This is a genomic window from Streptomyces sp. NPDC046308 (assembly GCF_055588065.1).
Window position 1 is genome coordinate 1 of the sequence record NZ_JBVJFB010000006.1, and the last position, 16128, is coordinate 16128.

Annotated in this window: 13 protein-coding genes; 6 read left to right on the forward strand and 7 right to left on the reverse strand. The window is 74.2% G+C overall.

The window, feature by feature from the left end; translation table 11 throughout:
* On the reverse strand, nt 1-594 hold a 594-nt coding region (locus ACZ6JT_RS23525; RefSeq protein WP_469212581.1), incomplete at its 3' end, for a phosphohexomutase domain-containing protein.
* A gap of 77 nt (nt 595-671) precedes the next feature.
* Nucleotides 672-1046, reverse strand: coding sequence for a DUF3499 domain-containing protein (locus tag ACZ6JT_RS23530; protein ID WP_030716567.1), 375 nt, complete (start codon nt 1044-1046; stop codon nt 672-674).
* A 93-nt stretch (nt 1047-1139) separates the two neighbouring features.
* Here ACZ6JT_RS23530 and ACZ6JT_RS23535 point away from each other — a divergent pair, with 93 nt between their 5' ends.
* Entirely contained in the window at nt 1140-1616 is a 477-nt protein-coding gene (locus ACZ6JT_RS23535; RefSeq protein ID WP_078893109.1) for a metallopeptidase family protein, read from the forward strand.
* 77 nt (nt 1617-1693) lie between these two features.
* On the opposite strand, the gene ACZ6JT_RS23540 is transcribed toward ACZ6JT_RS23535, so the two are convergent.
* The 3 genes from ACZ6JT_RS23540 to ACZ6JT_RS23550 form a co-directional block, all read right to left on the reverse strand.
* Entirely contained in the window at nt 1694-3178 is a 1485-nt protein-coding gene (locus tag ACZ6JT_RS23540) for a DUF5719 family protein (protein WP_469212583.1), read from the reverse strand.
* Nucleotides 3175-6831 carry a glycosyltransferase family 2 protein gene (locus ACZ6JT_RS23545; protein ID WP_469212585.1) on the reverse strand — a complete coding sequence of 1219 codons (3657 nt, stop codon included), beginning with the start codon at nt 6829-6831 and terminating at the stop codon, nt 3175-3177. The genes ACZ6JT_RS23540 and ACZ6JT_RS23545 overlap by 4 nt, the downstream gene beginning before the upstream one ends.
* A gap of 244 nt (nt 6832-7075) precedes the next feature.
* Nucleotides 7076-7339, reverse strand: coding sequence for a WhiB family transcriptional regulator (locus tag ACZ6JT_RS23550; RefSeq protein ID WP_003983763.1), 264 nt, complete (start codon nt 7337-7339; stop codon nt 7076-7078).
* Nucleotides 7340-7969: 630 nt separating this feature from the next.
* Between ACZ6JT_RS23550 and ACZ6JT_RS23555 the strand changes: the two genes are divergently transcribed.
* From ACZ6JT_RS23555 to ACZ6JT_RS23565, 3 genes are read left to right on the forward strand one after another with little or no spacing between them, the layout of a single operon-like run.
* The gene (locus tag ACZ6JT_RS23555) at nt 7970-8536 is read left to right on the forward strand and encodes a cysteine dioxygenase (RefSeq protein WP_469212587.1); all 567 of its coding nucleotides are present in this window, start codon (nt 7970-7972) and stop codon (nt 8534-8536) included.
* A gap of 32 nt (nt 8537-8568) precedes the next feature.
* Nucleotides 8569-9528, forward strand: coding sequence for a 2-phospho-L-lactate transferase (cofD, locus tag ACZ6JT_RS23560; RefSeq protein WP_469212589.1), 960 nt, complete (start codon nt 8569-8571; stop codon nt 9526-9528).
* Complete coding sequence (locus ACZ6JT_RS23565) at nt 9525-10838, forward strand: coenzyme F420-0:L-glutamate ligase (RefSeq protein WP_469212591.1); 1314 nt, start codon at nt 9525-9527, stop codon at nt 10836-10838. Before cofD ends, ACZ6JT_RS23565 begins: the two co-directional genes overlap by 4 nt.
* A 17-nt stretch (nt 10839-10855) precedes the next feature.
* On the opposite strand, the gene ACZ6JT_RS23570 is transcribed toward ACZ6JT_RS23565, so the two are convergent.
* Entirely contained in the window at nt 10856-11854 is a 999-nt protein-coding gene (locus tag ACZ6JT_RS23570) for a DNA-3-methyladenine glycosylase family protein (RefSeq protein WP_469212593.1), read from the reverse strand.
* A gap of 294 nt (nt 11855-12148) precedes the next feature.
* Nucleotides 12149-13552 carry a peptidoglycan recognition protein family protein gene (locus ACZ6JT_RS23575; RefSeq protein WP_469212595.1) on the reverse strand — a complete coding sequence of 468 codons (1404 nt, stop codon included), beginning with the start codon at nt 13550-13552 and terminating at the stop codon, nt 12149-12151.
* 140 nt (nt 13553-13692) lie between these two features.
* On the opposite strand from ACZ6JT_RS23575, the gene ACZ6JT_RS23580 reads away from it, so the two are divergent.
* Together ACZ6JT_RS23580 and ACZ6JT_RS23585 are read left to right on the forward strand one after the other, a co-directional pair.
* Complete coding sequence (locus tag ACZ6JT_RS23580; RefSeq protein ID WP_469212597.1) at nt 13693-14445, forward strand: TIGR03089 family protein; 753 nt, start codon at nt 13693-13695, stop codon at nt 14443-14445.
* Nucleotides 14446-14692: 247 nt separating this feature from the next.
* On the forward strand, nt 14693-16021 hold the full coding sequence (locus ACZ6JT_RS23585) for an LCP family protein (protein WP_469212599.1): 1329 nt from the start codon (nt 14693-14695) through the stop codon (nt 16019-16021).
* Nucleotides 16022-16128 lie beyond the last annotated feature (107 nt).

Genomic DNA, 16128 nt, shown 5'->3' on the forward strand with positions numbered 1-16128 from the left:
CAGACCCTCGAACACCGTCGGCACGGTGTGACCGCCCATGCCGTTGCCCGCGTCCACCACCACCTTCAGCGGACGGATCCCCGACAGGTCCACCAGACCCCGCAGATGCGCCGCATACCCCGGCAGGCTGTCCAGCTCCCCGATCGTGCCCGCCACCGTGCCCTCGGCCACCGCCGGCGCACCCTCCCGCGACCACCGCTCCACCAGCTCACGGATCTGCGACAGACCCGTGTCCTGACCCACCGGAGCCGCACCCGCACGACACAGCTTGATGCCGTTGTACCGCGCCGGATTGTGCGACGCCGTGAACATCGCACCCGGCAACCCCAGCGAACCCGACGCGTAGTACAGCTGATCCGTCGAACACAGACCGATCAACGTCACATCCACCCCACGCGCCGCCGCACCCCGCGCGAACGCCGCCGACAGACCCGGCGACGACGGCCGCATGTCATGACCGATCACGATCGCCGAAGCACCCGTCACCTCCACGAACGCACCACCGAACAGCTCCGCCAACGACTCGTCCCACTCGTCCGGCACGACACCACGCACGTCATACGCCTTGACGATGTTCGAAAGATCTGCGGCCACTGCCTGCCCTCCTGAGGTTCTGTCCGGTTCGGCAAACCTACCCTGAACCGGGAGCGCCTTCCGAGACGAACGGGGCGTCAGGAGTCGGGCGATCTCAGGACGCGCAGGTGTCCGCGACGGGTCTCGCCGGTGGCCGGGCGGCCCTGGCCGGAGCCGCCGGCCTCGGCCGCGCGCCCGGGCGGGCGGGCGGCTTCGCGGACCGCGTTGGCGAGGGCTTCGAGGTCGTCGCCGCTGGGGCGGGACGGCCCGGAGCCGTCGGACAGGCGGACGACGTCCCAGCCGCGCGGGGCGGTCAGGCGCTCCGAGTGCTCGGCACACAGGTCGTAGCAATGGGGTTCGGCGTAGGTGGCGAGCGGGCCGAGAACTGCGGTCGAATCGGCGTAGACGTACGTCAGTGTCGCGACGGCAGGGCGGCCGCACGCGGTGCGCGAACAGCGACGTACAAGGCTCACGACGTTGGACGGTACCGCACTCTTGACCGGGCCGCGACGACTCCACCACCGCTCACTCCCCCGTGTCGTGCTCGGGGCTACCCTGCGGGGGTGATGGACACCCCTTTGCCTCCCTGCCCCGGCGAGCCCCCCGCAGGGGCCCCCACCGAGCCGCGTCCGCGCCGGCGGGACCGGCACGGACGCGGGATGCGCGGGCCGGTGGCCCCTCCTCAGGTGCCGCTGGCGGCGAGCCGGGCGGAGCTGTTCGGGGACCTCGTACGGGACTCCGTGGAGCGGCTGGAGCGGCGCTGGCCGCAGCTGGCCGAGGTGGAGTTCCTCGTCGGTGACGTCCCCGGTCCGCCGGGTGGCGCGGACGGCGGCTGGAACGACGAGGCGGTGCCGCTCGGTGCGGTGTCGGAGTCCCGTGAAGGGCGGCCGGCCCGGGTCGTGGTCTTCCGGCGGCCGGTGGAGATCCGTACGAAGACGCGGGACGAGAAGGCGATGCTGGTCCACGAGATCGTGGTGGAGCAGGTGGCGGAGCTGCTGGGGCTGTCGCCCGAGACCGTGGATCCGCGGTACGGGCAGGACTGACGGAGGCGGGGACCCCCATGGGTCCCCGCCTCGGCGTCCGGTGGAGCCGTCCGGCCCGGCCGTCCGGCTGGGCCGGGTTACCTGGTGAGGACCGAGAGGTCCTGGGCGGCCCGGGGGACGGCGACCGTGGAGTGGTCGTCCGAGAGGGTCTGCACGGTGAACATCGCGATGCCCTCGGCGGGGAGGGACAGCGTGCGGGCCGCGTGGACCGGGCCGCCCGAGAGGGTCTCGACGGTGAGCGCGTAGGAGCCCTTGCCGCCGGCCGGGGCCAGGGTCAGCGTCTGTGTGGTGCCCGCCTTGACCGTGACCTCCTGGGAGGCCGGCTCGCCGCCGCCGGTGCCCGGCGAGGCCGTCACCTTGACCTTGGCGTCCGCGGTGGGGGCGGTCAGCGACAGCAGGGTCGTGTTCTCGTCGGGCCGGTTGTCGGCCACGGTCGCCCGGGTCCCGACCGGTCCGGCGGCCGGGACGAAGCCGAGCTCCTGCTTGGCGCCGCTGCCGCGGACCACCCGTACCGCGGCGACGACCGGGGCGGCCTTCTTGGCGTCGACCGGGCCCAGCAGCAGCGAACCGGGCTCGCCGCGGGTCAGGTCCTTGAGGTCCAGGACGGCCGTCATACCGGCCTTGACGTGCAGTTGTTCACTGCCGGCCGGGCTGATCGCGCCGCCGGGAGCCGCCAGGCGCACCTTCAGGTCCGCGTCCTCCTCGCCCGGTACGAAGGCCACGAGCCGTACGGAGGAGGCGTCGGCCGGGATGCCCGGCAGCACCAGCGAGCCCGCCGGGTCCGTGGCGGCCGGCAGCCAGTCCGCGCCGACGCCCTCCTCGGCGACCTGCACCGAGGCGCCCACCCGGCCCGCGCGGGTCGTCACGTGGGCGGTGGCGTCGGCGAGCTGGGCGCCCGGGACGAGGGAGGAGAGCAGGACGGTCTTCGTGGACTTGGGGTCGACGCGGATGTTCTCGCTGGTGCCGCCCTCGGGCTTGGCCAGTCCGTCCGGGCCGAAGAGCTTGATGTCGACGATGGCCGCGGCGTCGTCGGGGTTGGTGAGGTGGACGTAGTCCTCGCGGCCCTTGGCCGTGCTCACCGCGGGGAACCAGAAGTCGGTGCCGGGCGCGGTGCAGCCGACGCCGAGCACGCCGCGGGCGCGGCCGACCGAGACCTTGGTGGTCAGCTGCGCCGTCCAGCCGGGGGCGAGGAGCCCGTCGGCGCTGCCGGTGAGGGCGGGCGCGTCGGCGCCGTTGGCGGTGGCTCCGACGGGCTTGCCGGGTTCCTTGGCCTCCAGGACCGGCTTGGCGTCCTTGGTCGCGCCGAGCAGCCGGGCCGAGCCCTTGCCGTCTCCGGCGGGGGCGCCGGGCGTGAAGGAGGCGTACGTGGTCTCCGCGATGTCCGAGGAGCTGGGCCCCGGGCACACCAGCAGGGACCGCTCCACCGGCATCCGGGCCGCGGCCGCCGCCTTGCCGTCGGCGGTCCTGCCGTCGGCGGCGGGGGCGGTGAGGGCGGCGATGCCGGTGAGGGCGGCCAGCGCCGCGGTCACGGCGGCCAGCGTCAGGGGTGCGCGCTGCTTCACTGCTGGGGGCTCCCGTCAGGACGCGGGTCGTGCGGTGCGTGGGGGTCGTACGGTGCCTGGGGGTCGTACTGGTCGTACTGCGCCTCGCCGTACGGGTACTGCTGCGGGTACGGGGCCTCGTAGGCCTGCTGTCCCGGTTGGCCCTGGTATCCCTGCGGGTCCTGCTGCCCCTGCTGGCCCTGCTGGTCGTATCCCGGGTACTGCTCGTACGGGATCGGCTGCTGGGACTGCGGTTCGTAGGCGTAGCCGCCCTGGTCGCCGTAGGGCTGGTAGGCGTACGCCTCCTCGCCGTAGACCGGCTGCGCCGGGATCTGCGCGTACGGGTCGGCGACCGCGGCGGTCTCCACCGGTACGGGGGCGGGCTCGGCCTCGGCGCGCAGCCGGCGGGCGCGGCGGCCCTCGCCGGCCTCGCCCGGGCCGGGCTGGGACGGGATCGCGGCCTCCTCCTCGGGCAGGTCGTCGTCGAGCTGGGCGCGGCGGCCCGGCAGGGCCATCACCAGCAGGACCAGGGCGAGGAGGCCCTGCGCCCAGTACCAGGCGCTCTGCAGGAGGGAGTCCTCGTGGACGAGGTCGAGGCGGCCGCCGGCGGCGGGCAGTTCGAAGCCCTGGGCCCAGCCGTCGAGGGTCTTGGCCTTGAGGGGCTTGCCGTCGAGGGTGGCCTGCCAGCCGGCGTCGGCGCGGTCGGCGATGCGCAGGACGCGGCCGGCCTCGCCGGAGGGGATCTTTCCGTGGGCCTCGACGGGTCCGGCGGCGACCGGGATCGGGGCCTCGCCCTGCTTGCCGGAGATGATGACGGCGCGGGGCAGCCAGGGCTCGACGCCCCACAGTGAGGTGCCGTCCTGCTGGTGGCGCCGGCTCAGGCCCGGGGTGGCGTCGAGGACGCGGCGGACCTCTTCGGGGCCGCCGGGGCGGAACATCACGAAGCGGATGGCGTAGGCGCTCAGCTGGCTGGACTGGTCGGCGCCGGAGCCGGCGACCAGGTTGGAGACGACCTTGTCGAGGCGGGGGTCGCCGCCGGTCCGGGCGGTGATCTCGGCGTCGCCGAGGCGGCCGCCGGAGCCGCGGACGAGGCTGTAGGAGACGGTGGCGGGCGGGTCCAGGGCGAGGATCAGGGTGCGGGTCTGGTTGTCGTCGCCGCCCGCGTCCGCGACGAAGGCCGGGACCTGAACGGGGTCGCGGCGCTCCAGCGGCCCGTCGGCGCCGGCGATCATCCAGGTGGCGGCGGCGACCAGCGGGCCCGCGGCGGCCGCGAGGGCGATGAGCGCCGCCAGCGGCTGGCGCCAGCCGAAGCTGCGCGCGGCGACTCGCTCCTTGGCGCCGTCCGCGCCGAGCGCGGCGGCCGCGAGCAGGGCGAGTCCGTAGACGAGGGTGGCGGGGCCGGCCCAGGCGGTCCGGTTGGCGAGGACGGCGAAGAGCAGCGCGGCCAGGGCGGCGGCCCAGGCGGTGCGGACGGCGAACCGGCGATCGGTGCGCAGCAGGGCGGCCAGCGCGGCGAGGACGATGCCGGCGAGCAGCAGGCCGGCGCCGGTGCCGGGGCCGCCGGGGTTGATGCCGAGCAGGTCGAGGGCGCCGGCTGCGCCGGTTCCGTAGGGCAGTCCGGCCTCTTGGAGGAGGCGGCCGGGGTGCGTGAGCAGGCCGATCGACCAGGGGGCGAGCACCAGCAGCGGGACGGCGAGGGTGGCGAGCAGCCGGGGGCCGTACGCCTTCCAGTGCGCGCGGCGCAGGACGAGTGCGGCGGTCCCGAGGACGGCGGCGAGCGGCCAGAGCACGGGGGTGAAGGCGGTGGCCAGGGTCAGCAGGAGCGTGTACGTCCACACCGCGCGCCAGCTGCCGCGCTTGTCGGCGGTCGAATCGCCGCCGCCGAGGGCGAAGGCGGCGACGGCGGAGCGGGCGATGAGCGGCAGCACGACGGCGAGGACGGCGGTGCCGAGGCGGCCGCCGGCGAGGGCTCCGGTGACGGCGGGGAGGAAGGCGTAGGCGATGGCGGCCCAGGCGCGCAGCAGTCGGGACTCCACGAGCGGCCGGGAGGCGAAGTAGGCGGTGAGGCCGGCGAGCGGGACGGATCCGACGAGCAGCAGGGTCAGTGCGGCCTGGGTGGAGCCGAACAGCAGGGTGGCGAGGGCGCCGAGGACGGCGAGGTAGGGGGGCGCGGAGGCGGTGGAGCCGGTGCCGACGGCCTGCCAGCCGTCGGTGTAGGCACGCCAGAGGTCGGGGCCGCTGTCGGGGGCGGGCAGCAGGGCGCCGCCCATGAGGGAGCCGCCGACGAGGAGGCCGCGGCAGGCGGCGAGGGAGACGAGCAGGAGGAGGCCGAAGAGGAACGGCGCGGGGTTGCGGGCGATCCGCTTGAGGCGGGCGAAGCGTTCCTCGGCCACGGCGTAGTCGCCGTCCTCGCCGGGGGCGGTCAGGATGCTGCCTCCGCCGTGCCGGCCGGCGGGGGCGACGTCGGTGTCGCGGTCGCCGCCGAAGTAGCCGGCGAGCTGTTCCGCGTTGGCCCGCAGGGAGGCTCCCGGCGGGGGGAAGAGCGGGCGCAGGTCGGCGGCGGGGACGGCGGGGCGGCGGCGGGCCTTGCGGGCGGCGAGGATCCGGCCGGGGCGCAGCAGGGTGGCGAGGAGGCCGGTGATCTCGTCGACGGCCTGGCCGGGGGCCTTGCCGATGAGGTAGGCGAGGGTGCGCAGGACGGTGCCGAGGAGGACGCGCAGCAGGACGTAGGGCAGGGCGCGGCCGGAGCTGTTGGCGAGGATGGTGTAGACGGCGCCGGCCTTGTCGACGCGGTGCGGGCCGGCCGCGGTGCGGCCGGCGCAGTCGACGGTGCGGCGTTCGCGGGCGGCGGCCTCGGCGTGGCGCAGGACGGCGTCGGGGGCGACGAGGACGGTGTGGCCGGCGCTCTGGGCGCGCCAGCACAGGTCGACGTCGTCGCGCATCAGGGGCAGGCGGCGGTCGAAGCCGCCGAGGTCGTCGTAGACGTCGCGGCGGACCAGCATGCCGGCGGTGGAGACGGACAGGACGGGGCGGACCTGGTCGTGCTGGCCCTGGTCCTGTTCCCGGCGGTCGAGTCCGGTCCAGCGGCGGCCGCTGCGGGCGATGGTGACGCCGGCTTCGAGGAGCTGCTTCTTGTCGTACCAGCCGCGCAGTTTGGGGCCGATGACGGCGGCGTCGGGGTTCTCCTCGGCGACGCGGAGCAGTTCGGTGAGGGCGTCGGGTTCAGGGGCGCTGTCGTCGTGCAGGAGCCAGAGCCACTGGACCGGTTCGCCGTGGGGGAGTTCGGGGAGGTCGTACGTGTCGTCGCGCCAGGTGCGGCTGACGGGATCCCAGCCGCTGGGGCGCTTGAGGTACGGGAGGTCCTCGGGGGTCAGGGTGCCCGCGCTCCGGGCGGCTTCGTCCACGGCCGTGCCGAATCCGGTGCGGCGGGCGAGGTGCAGGACGCGGTCGTCGCCCAGGGCCTCGGTGAGCAGCCGCGCGGATTCGTCGGCGCTGCCGGTGTCGGCGGCGACGTGGTTCTGCGCGGGGCGTTCCTGGCCGAGGAGGCCGGCGAGTGTCCGGGGCAGCCAGCGGGCGCCGTCGTGGGCGACGAGGACCGCGGTGACCACGTGCCGGGGGAACTCGGGTGTGGCGGGGGCCTGGTGGGAGGCCGCCGACTGGCTGTGCAGGGACATCGCGCTACTGGCCCTCCGGCCTGGGGGTCCCTCCGGCCGGGGCCGGGGGGAGGGTCCGGGGGTGGTGTGCCCTCGGAGGCTGCTGGACAGCGCCCCACCCTAACGGCTGGCAAGACAACGGTCCGCCTCCTGCGGGGAAGGTGCAGGAGGCGGACCGTTTGCCGTGCTCTGTGTGATGTCTTTCGCGCGTTCGATATGTCGTGCGTTGTGCGGTGGGTGCCGGGTCGGTGGTGCCCCGGCCGTTTCAGACCGCTGCCTTTTTCAGCCGGCGGCGCTCGCGCTCGGACAGACCGCCCCAGATGCCGAATCGCTCGTCGTTGGCGAGGGCGTACTCGAGGCATTCGGAGCGGACTTCGCAGGCGAGGCAGACCTTCTTGGCCTCGCGGGTGGAGCCGCCCTTCTCGGGGAAGAAGGACTCGGGGTCGGTCTGGGCGCACAGAGCGCGCTCCTGCCATCCGAGCTCTTCGTCCGCCTCCTCGACCAGCAGTTCCTGAAACAGCTCGGTCATGTGCGCCCCTCGCTCTGTCTGTGCGTCCCCGTGGTGATGCCGTTACTGATCGCTACGTAACGACACGAGTGAAATTACAAGTGCGTGGCTCCGGAGCAGTCAAGCCGGGATCTGCTATTGGGCCCCTTATTCACTCTGCGGAACCAAGCGTATGCAGAAAGTGTTCAAATCGCCAAAAATCGTGACACATGCATCGGGTGTCGCGAGACTTCCCCCTTCACCCGTTATCCACGTGCCCACTGGAGGCGGGGTTGCGACCTGCCGGGAGAAGCGGCGTAGATCACATTCCGGTCACGAGATGACGGGTTGGGTTTGAGCCCTCACACAGCGCCACATCCCCTGGCGTGGATTGCACAAACCTTTCTCCGCGCACAGCAACCGGATGAGGTGAAACATTTACGCCAAACCGGACATTGGGTTGACAGTCCGACCTCCGAACCGTTCTCCTTGTTCGCATGTCAGCGCCCGCAGCCGCCACCCGGACCCCCATTCGTGGGTTCCTGTGCGCTGCCCAGGTTCGCTGTTGCTGTTGCAGCTGTTGATGCCCCCGGAGCCCCGGCTCCCGTGAGCTCCGGCCCGCCCCCACAGCAACCGCCAGCACGACTGACATCCGTCGAGGTAACCCCCACGATGAACAGCACGTACAGCGCCACCCCCACCGCCGCCCCTGCCGCTCCCGTGACCGCGCCCTCGGCGACCGCGGCGCCCGTCGAGAGCGACCTGCAGATCGCCGGCGACATCCTCGCCGTCCAGCACCTCCTCCAGCCCGCCCGGGAACACCCGGCGACCGTCGCCGAGTTCGTCGGCCTCGCCCGCTCCATCGCCGAGGACCGCGCCTCCTGGCAGCACCTCGTCCGGTACGACGCCACCACCCGCTGGTACCACCGGCTGCGCACCGGCCCCGGCTACGAGGTCTGGCTGCTCAGCTGGGTCCCCGGCCAGGGCAGCGGCCCGCACGACCACGGCGCCTCCTCCGGGGTCCTGACCGTGCTCGAGGGCGAGCTCACCGAGCACACCTCACGCGGACGGCTCACCCACCGCCCCGGAACCCAGCGCGTCCTCGCCCCCGGCTTCGCGCACGAGGTCGTCAACGACACCCTCGACGGCGCGGTCAGCCTGCACGTGTACTTCCCCGGCCTGACCGAGATGCCGATGCACAGCTGCTCCCCGGCCGAGTCCGAGTCCGTACCCGCCTGACCCGCCCGCCGCACCGCTGACAGACTGTCCGCATGCGCATTGTTGTTCTGGCCGGCGGTATAGGCGGCGCCCGGTTCCTTCGCGGACTCAAGTCGGCAGTGCCCGACGCGGACATCACGGTCATCGGCAACACCGGTGACGACATCCACCTGTTCGGGCTCAAGGTGTGCCCCGACCTCGACACGGTGATGTACACCCTCGGCGGTGGCATCAACGAGGAGCAGGGCTGGGGCCGCACCGACGAGTCCTTCACCGTCAAGGACGAGCTCGCGGCGTACGGGGTCGGCCCCACCTGGTTCGGCCTCGGCGACCGCGACTTCGCCACCCACATCGTCCGTACGCAGATGCTCGGCGCGGGCTACCCGCTGAGCGCCGTCACCGAGGCCCTCTGCGACCGCTGGCAGCCCGGAGTGCGGCTGCTGCCCATGTCCGACGACCGCGTCGAGACCCACGTCGCGATCACCGAGGCGGGGACGGGAGAGCGACGGGTCATCCACTTCCAGGAGTACTGGGTCCGGCTGCGCGCCGCGGTGGACGCGGAGGCCGTCGTACCCGTCGGCGCCGAGCAGGCCAAGCCCGCGCCCGGCGTGCTGGAGGCCATCGCCGCCGCCGACGTGATCCTCTTCCCGCCCTCGAACCCCGTGGTCTCGGTCGGGACGATCCTCTCCGTGCCCGGCATCCGGGAGGCCGTCGCCACCGCCGGGGCGCCCGTGATCGGCCTGTCCCCCATCGTCGGGGGCGCGCCCGTGCGCGGGATGGCCGACAAGGTGCTGGCCGCGGTCGGCGTCGAGGCGACGGCCGCGGCCGTCGCCCTGCACTACGGGACCGGGCTGCTCGACGGCTGGCTGGTGGACACCGCCGACGCGGACGCCGTCGCCGAGGTGGAGGCCGCCGGCATCACCTGCCGCGCGGTACCGCTGATGATGACCGACCTGGAGGCCACCGCGGAGATGGCCCGGGCCGCGCTGGAGCTGGCGGAGGCCTCCCGGTGACGGAGCCGACCACGCAGCGCCCGCCCTCGTACGAGGTGCGGGCCGTCGGCGGGATGCCGGAGGTCAGGCCGGGCGACGACCTGGCGAAGCTGATCACGACGGCCGCGCCCGACCTGCGCGACGGGGACGTCCTGCTCGTCACGTCGAAGATCGTCTCCAAGGCCGAGGGCCGGATCGTGGAGGCGGACTCGCGCGAGGCGGCCATAGACGCGGAGACCGTACGGGTGGTCGCGCGCCGCGGCCCCCTGCGCATCGTCGAGAACCGGCAGGGCCTGGTGATGGCCGCCGCCGGGGTGGACGCCTCCAACACCGCCCCCGGCACGGTGCTGCTGCTGCCCGAGGACCCCGACGCCTCGGCCGCCGCGATCCGCGCCGGGGTGCGCGACACCCTGTCCGTGGACGTGGGCGTGGTCGTCACCGACACCTTCGGGCGGCCGTGGCGCACCGGACTCACCGACGTGGCGATCGGCTCGGCCGGCGTGCGGGTCCTGGACGACCTGCGCGGGGGCACGGACGCACACGGCAATCCGCTGAGCGCGACGGTGGTGGCGACCGCGGACGAACTGGCCGCCGCCGGCGACCTGGTCAAGGGCAAGGCGGCCGGGCTGCCCGTGGCCATCGTGCGCGGCCTGGCCCACGTGCTGGGCGAGGGCTCCTCGGCACGGGACCTGGTGCGCACGCCCGCCGACGACATGTTCCGGCTCGGCACCTCGGAGGCGGTACGGGAAGCCGTCACGCAGCGCCGTACCGTACGGGCCTTCACGGCGGAGCCGGTGGACCCGGGCGCGGTCCGGCGGGCGGTGGCGGCGGCCGTGACCGCCCCGGCCCCGCACCACACGACGCCGTGGCGGTTCGTGCTGCTGGAGTCCGAGGCCTCGCGGACCGAACTGCTGGACGCGATGCGGGACGCCTGGATCGCGGACCTGCGGGCGGACGGCAAGTCCGAGGAGTCCGTGGCCAAGCGGGTGCGGCGCGGGGACGTGCTGCGGAACGCCCCGTACCTGGTGGTGCCGTGCCTGGTGACCGACGGCGCGCACCACTACGGGCACGCCCGGCGGGACGCGGCGGAGCGGGAGATGTTCGTGGTCGCGATGGGCGCGGGCGTGCAGAACCTGCTGGTCGCGCTGGCCGGGGAGCGGCTGGGGTCGGCGTGGGTGTCCTCGACGATGTTCTGCCGGGACGTGGTGCGGGAGGTGCTGGGGCTGCCGCGGGACTGGGATCCGATGGGGGCGGTCGCGGTGGGCCACCCGGCCTCGGCTCCGGCCGGGCGGCCGCCCCGGACGGCGGAGGACTACATCGAGGTCCGCTGAGCCTTCGGGTCGGCGGGTCAGAGCAGGCCGATGTCGGTGCGCGGCATGCGGGGCGTGCGGCGGGGCGGGGCGTGGCCCGCGAGGAGGATGAGCCGGGCGGCACGGTGGCGCTGCCCGGCGTACGGGGCGAGGAGCTCCAGCATGGCGTCGTCGTCGGTGTCGCGGTCGCCGACGAGGGCGTAGCCGATGATGCCCGGCAGGTGGAGGTCGCCGGTGGTCACGGCGTCGGGGTCGCCGTTGCTGCGCTGGAGGGTTTCGGCGGAGGTCCACGGGCCGATCCCGGGAACGGCCTCCAGCCTGCGCACGGCCTCGGCCGGCGCCATGGCGGCGGCCTCCTCCAGGCGGTTCGCCACGCGGGCGGCCCGGACGATGGTGGCGGAGCGCTTGGCATCGACGCCGGCCTTGTGCCAGCCCCAGGACGGGATCATGGCCCAGGTGCGGGCGTCGGGCACGACGTACAGGTCCTGCGGCCCGGGCGCGCGCTCGCCGTACTGCCTCACGAGGCGGCGCCAGGAGCGGTAGGCCTCGTCGGAGGTGACCTTCTGCTCCAGGATCGTGGGGATCAGGGACTCCAGGACCATGCCGGTACGGGTGAGCCGCAGGCCCGGACGGCGGCGGTGGCTGGCGTGCACGAGCCGGTGGCGGGGGACGAAGGCGGCGGGGTCGTCGCCGGCGCCGAGGAGCACGGGGAGCTGTTCGAGGAACCAGTCGGCGCCGGGGCCCCAGGCCTCGGCGTGCACCTGCTCGCCCGCGCGGGCCACGCGGAGGGTGGCCGGGCCCTGCGGGGTGCGGGCGGTGCGCCAGACCGAGCCGTCGGGGGTGGTGCGGAAGGTGGGGTCGGCGGGGCCGCGTCTGAGGGGGCCGAGGGTCAGGCCGAGGTCCAGCGGACCGGCGGGGGTCCAGCGGCGTTCTTTGGCGCCGGCGGTGGCGGTGGCGGTGGCCTCCCGGCCCGGGGGGACGTCGGTGCGGCCGCCGCGCACAGCGGTACGGGTGAGTGGATCGAAGCGGCCGGCCATGCGTCGAGCGTAGCCCCGCCGAGCGCCAGCCCCGAACCCCGCCGGGCTCCGCCCGGACCCGCGCCTCAAACGCCGGCGGGGCTGAATATGCGGAGCTCCGCTGAAAGGTGCCTCCCGACGAGGCTGGACGGCCGCGGAGCGGCATTCCCAGCCCCGCCGGCGTTTGAGGCGCGGGCGCGGAGCGCCGTAGGGGGTCCGGGGCGGAGCCCCGGCAGCGGTGGGACCGTCGGGGGCGGACAGGGGCTGCGGCCCGGGGGTGGAGCCGCCCGCACGGCCCCTGCGGGCCGCCGGAGGCTAAGGGCGGCCTTGGAGTTTCGCCGAGTTCGTCCGCGTCGTCGGGAGCTTGCCGTACAGCTTCTTGCCCGGGCATTCCGTGGCGAAGCCGTCGCGGTGGCCCGAGATGACGTTCATCGACACGTTCTTGCCCTTGGGGTAGCGGTTGCCGCCGCCCGACGTCAGGGTCGTCTTCCCGCGCGGGTCGCGGCCGAAGAGGCCGAGCTTCCAGGCCGTGAGGCGGGCGACCGCGTCGACCGCCGCGGCCGGGGGCGCCGCCGAGGTGTAGGTGCCGAGCACCACGACACCCATGCTGTTCGTGTTGAAGCCCATGGTGTGGGCGCCGAGCACCGCCTTGGAGACGCCGCCCGCGCGGCCCTCGTAGACGGTGCCGCACTTGTCGACGGCGAAGTTGTAGCCGAGGTCGCGCCAGCCGCTGCTGATCACGTGGTAGCGGTACAGGCTGCGCAGCACCGCCGGGGCGTCCTTGCAGGCGTAGTTGTTGCCGGAGGCGCTGTGGTGGACGAAGGCCGCCTTCACCGTGCTGGTGTAGACGAAGGCCTTCTCGCGCAGGGACTCGTCGGCGCCCCATCCCTTGCGGGTGACGATGCGCGGGCGCGGGCCGATGAACGGGGCGGCGGCCGCGGTCAGTTCGCCGTCGCTCGCGAAGACGGCGTCGGCGGTGGAGTCGGCCTTGTTCAGCTCCGCGATCTCGTCGGCGCCGAGCGCGGCGTGCGGCACGTTCGCCGCGGAGGCCTCGGCCATCTCCATCGTCATGCCCGGGGCGACCACCTCGCCCTTGTCGTCTCCGACCGGGCCGCCGTTCTTGCCGTCGGCCGCCCTGACCGGCGCGTCCGCGCCCGGGTCGACGAGTTCGATCCGCAGGCCCGACGGCAGCCGGGATCCCGGGCGGGTGGCCGGGGCGCCGCCGGGTTCCGCCTGGACGCGGACCTCGACGCCGTCGGACTCGCCGACCCACAGCGGGGCGGTGGCGCCGCGGACGCGGCCGGACGTGCGTTCCGCCGCGCCGGGGTCGGCCGCGTGCTCGTTGTGGATCTCGACGTCCTGCCAGTCGGACCAGGTGGCGGTCCGGGCGGAGCGGGTACGGACCTGGACGCGCCCGTGAAGTTCGGTGTCGGCGTCGTCCCAGACGACGCCGACCAGCGAGAACGTCTTGACCTCGCGGGCGCCGAGGCCCTGCGTCTCGGGCCCGCGGGGCGCGGCGCTCATGCCGGGCACGCCGGGGGTGCGGTCCGCCGAGGGTCCCAGGGGGACGAGCGGCAGCGACTGGGTGGACCCGCCTGGGGTCACGGGTGCGACCGCGCCCGTGGAAGGAGTGGCCAGGGCCTGAGTAGGGAGCGCGAGGGGCAGGGCCAGTGCGGCGGCCGTCGCGACGCCGATCGAGGAAGCAAGGAATCCACGCATGAAAAGGATGGTGAGCACCCGCACGGCCCGGCGCCATCCGAGAACTGACGGTGCGTCCGATGACGGGCCGGGTACCCCTCCCCCGTACGGTGGAGCCGACGGCCCCCGTACGGGGGACGGGCCCGCGTACCCTGTGCCGGGTGAACGCCACTGACCGCACCCCTGCCGACCTGCTGCGATCCGCGCTCGCCGCCGATCCGGGCCGCCCGCTCGTCACCTTCTACGACGACGCCACCGGCGAGCGCGTCGAATTGTCCGTCGCGACCTTCGCCAATTGGGTGGCCAAGACCGCCAATCTGCTCCAGGGAGACCTGGGCGCCGAGCCCGGCGACCGGCTCGCGCTGCTGCTCCCGGCGCACTGGCAGAGCGCGGTCTGGCTGCTCGCCTGCGCCTCGGTCGGGGTCGTGGCCGAGATCGGCGGCGATCCGGCCGGTGCGGACCTCGTCGTCAGCGGGCCGGACACGCTGGAGCAGGGTCTCGCGTGCCAGGGCGAGCGGATGGCGCTCGCGCTGCGGCCGCTGGGCGGGCGCTTCCCGCAGGCGCCGCCGCCCGGGTACGCGGACTACGCGGTGGAGGTGCCGGGCCAGGGCGACCGCTTCGCCCCCTTCGCGCCGGTGAACGCCGACGGCCCCGGGCTGGTGGTCGGCGGCGAGGAGCTCTCGTACGCGGCGCTCACCGCCCGCGCCCGCGAGGACGCGGCGAAGCTCGGCCTCGGCGCGGAGGCGCGGGTGCTGACCGGGCTCGGCTACGACACCTGGGACGGGCTCTCGGCCGGGCTCTACGCCCCGCTGGCCGCGGGCGGGTCCGTGGTGCTGTGCCGGAACCTGGACCGGCTGTCGGCGCAGGCGCTGGCCCAGCGGACCGAGAGCGAGCGCGTCACCCACACCGTGTAAACCGTCCGGCGCCGCCGGGGCCGGGCCGTCCGGCCCGTCCGGGGTCCCTGCCCCGCCGTCAAGGCGAGCGTGTCCGCGACCGTCACCCACACTGCTCAACTGCGGGAACAGGCGATTTGTCACCCGGACGGCCCTAGACAGACCCCCGCCCCCAGGCTGCTCCGGTGGCCCGGGGGCAGGATCGGCAGTGGCCGCACTCACCCGTACGGCCGGGCCTGAGGTCGTAGCGGCGAGGGGACGGACGCCAGTGACGGGCAGCGCAGGCATACCGGGCGGCACCGGTGGGGCCGCGGGAGCCGGACGGCTCCCGCGCAACCACCGGCGCCGGCTGCTGCGCTGGATCGGCCTCGGGCTGGCCCTCCTGGTGCTGGCGGGGGCGGCCACCGGCTGGTGGCTCTACAACAAGCTCGACGGGAACATCACCGAGGACACGTCCGCGGCGGCCGAGCTGGACCGCTACGAGCGCGACCGCCCGGCGCACCTCGCCACCGGCTCCCAGAACATCCTGCTGATCGGCTCGGACTCGCGCTCCGGCAAGGAGAACGCCCCGTACGGGCAGGACCAGGGCACCGAGCGTTCGGACACCACGATCCTGCTGCACCTGCCGGAGGACCGCAGGAGCGCGACGGCGGTGTCGATACCGCGGGACCTGATGACGGAGATCCCGCCGTGCCTGAGGGCGGACGGGAGCCGCACCGGCGACCGGTTCGCGCAGTTCAACTGGGCGTTCCAGTGGGGCGGGGCCGCCTGCACGATCCGTACGGTGGAGGAGCTCACCGGGATCCGCGTCGACCACCACATGGTCATCGACTTCGGCGGGTTCAAGAAGATGGTCGACGCCATCGGCGGGGTCGAGATCTGCCTCAAGGAGCCGGTGAACGACTCCGAGGCCAAGCTGAGGCTGACCGCCGGGCGGCAGACCCTCCAGGGCGAGCAGGCGCTGGGCTTCGTCCGCGCCCGGTACAGCCTGGGCAACGGCAGTGACACCGAACGGATGGAGCGCCAGCAGCAGTTCCTCGGCTCGCTCGTCAAGAAGGTGAAGAGCAACGGGGTGCTGCTGAATCCGGCGCGGCTGTACCCGCTGCTGGACGCGGCGACCTCCTCGGTGACCACGGACCCCGGTCTGGCCTCGCTGCGCGGCCTGTACGAACTCGTGCGCGGGATGCGGGACATACCGACCGACCAGGTGAAGTTCCTGACCGTGCCCCGCCGGCCCTACGCCGCCGACCCGAACCGGGACGAGCTCGCGGAGCCGGACGCGGCGCGGCTGTTCCAGCAGTTGCGGACGGACCAGCCGGTGACGGTGGCCCCGCCGGAGGCCGTGACCACTCCCACTGCCACGCCCTCGACTACACCCGCGCCCTCGGCCACGCCCGCGCCCACCTCCTCCGGCGCCGCCCCCGCCACCCCCTCGGCCACGCCCCCGCCCGCCCTCACGCCCGGGCCCACGGACGGCACCGGACCGGCCACGACGGCCGGGACGACGGCGGGGACGGCCACCGGTGGAACCGTGACAGCCCCCGTTCCCGTCCCCACCTTTACCGGCACCACGGCGGAGAACGTCGACTGCCGGTAAAGCAATCCCAAAAGCCGGTGACCGAACCGAGTGGGATGGGCGGTTCACCCCGTTATAAGGGGAGTGGAATTTGTCACCAGCATGGTTTGCGGCCGAACAGGGCGGAT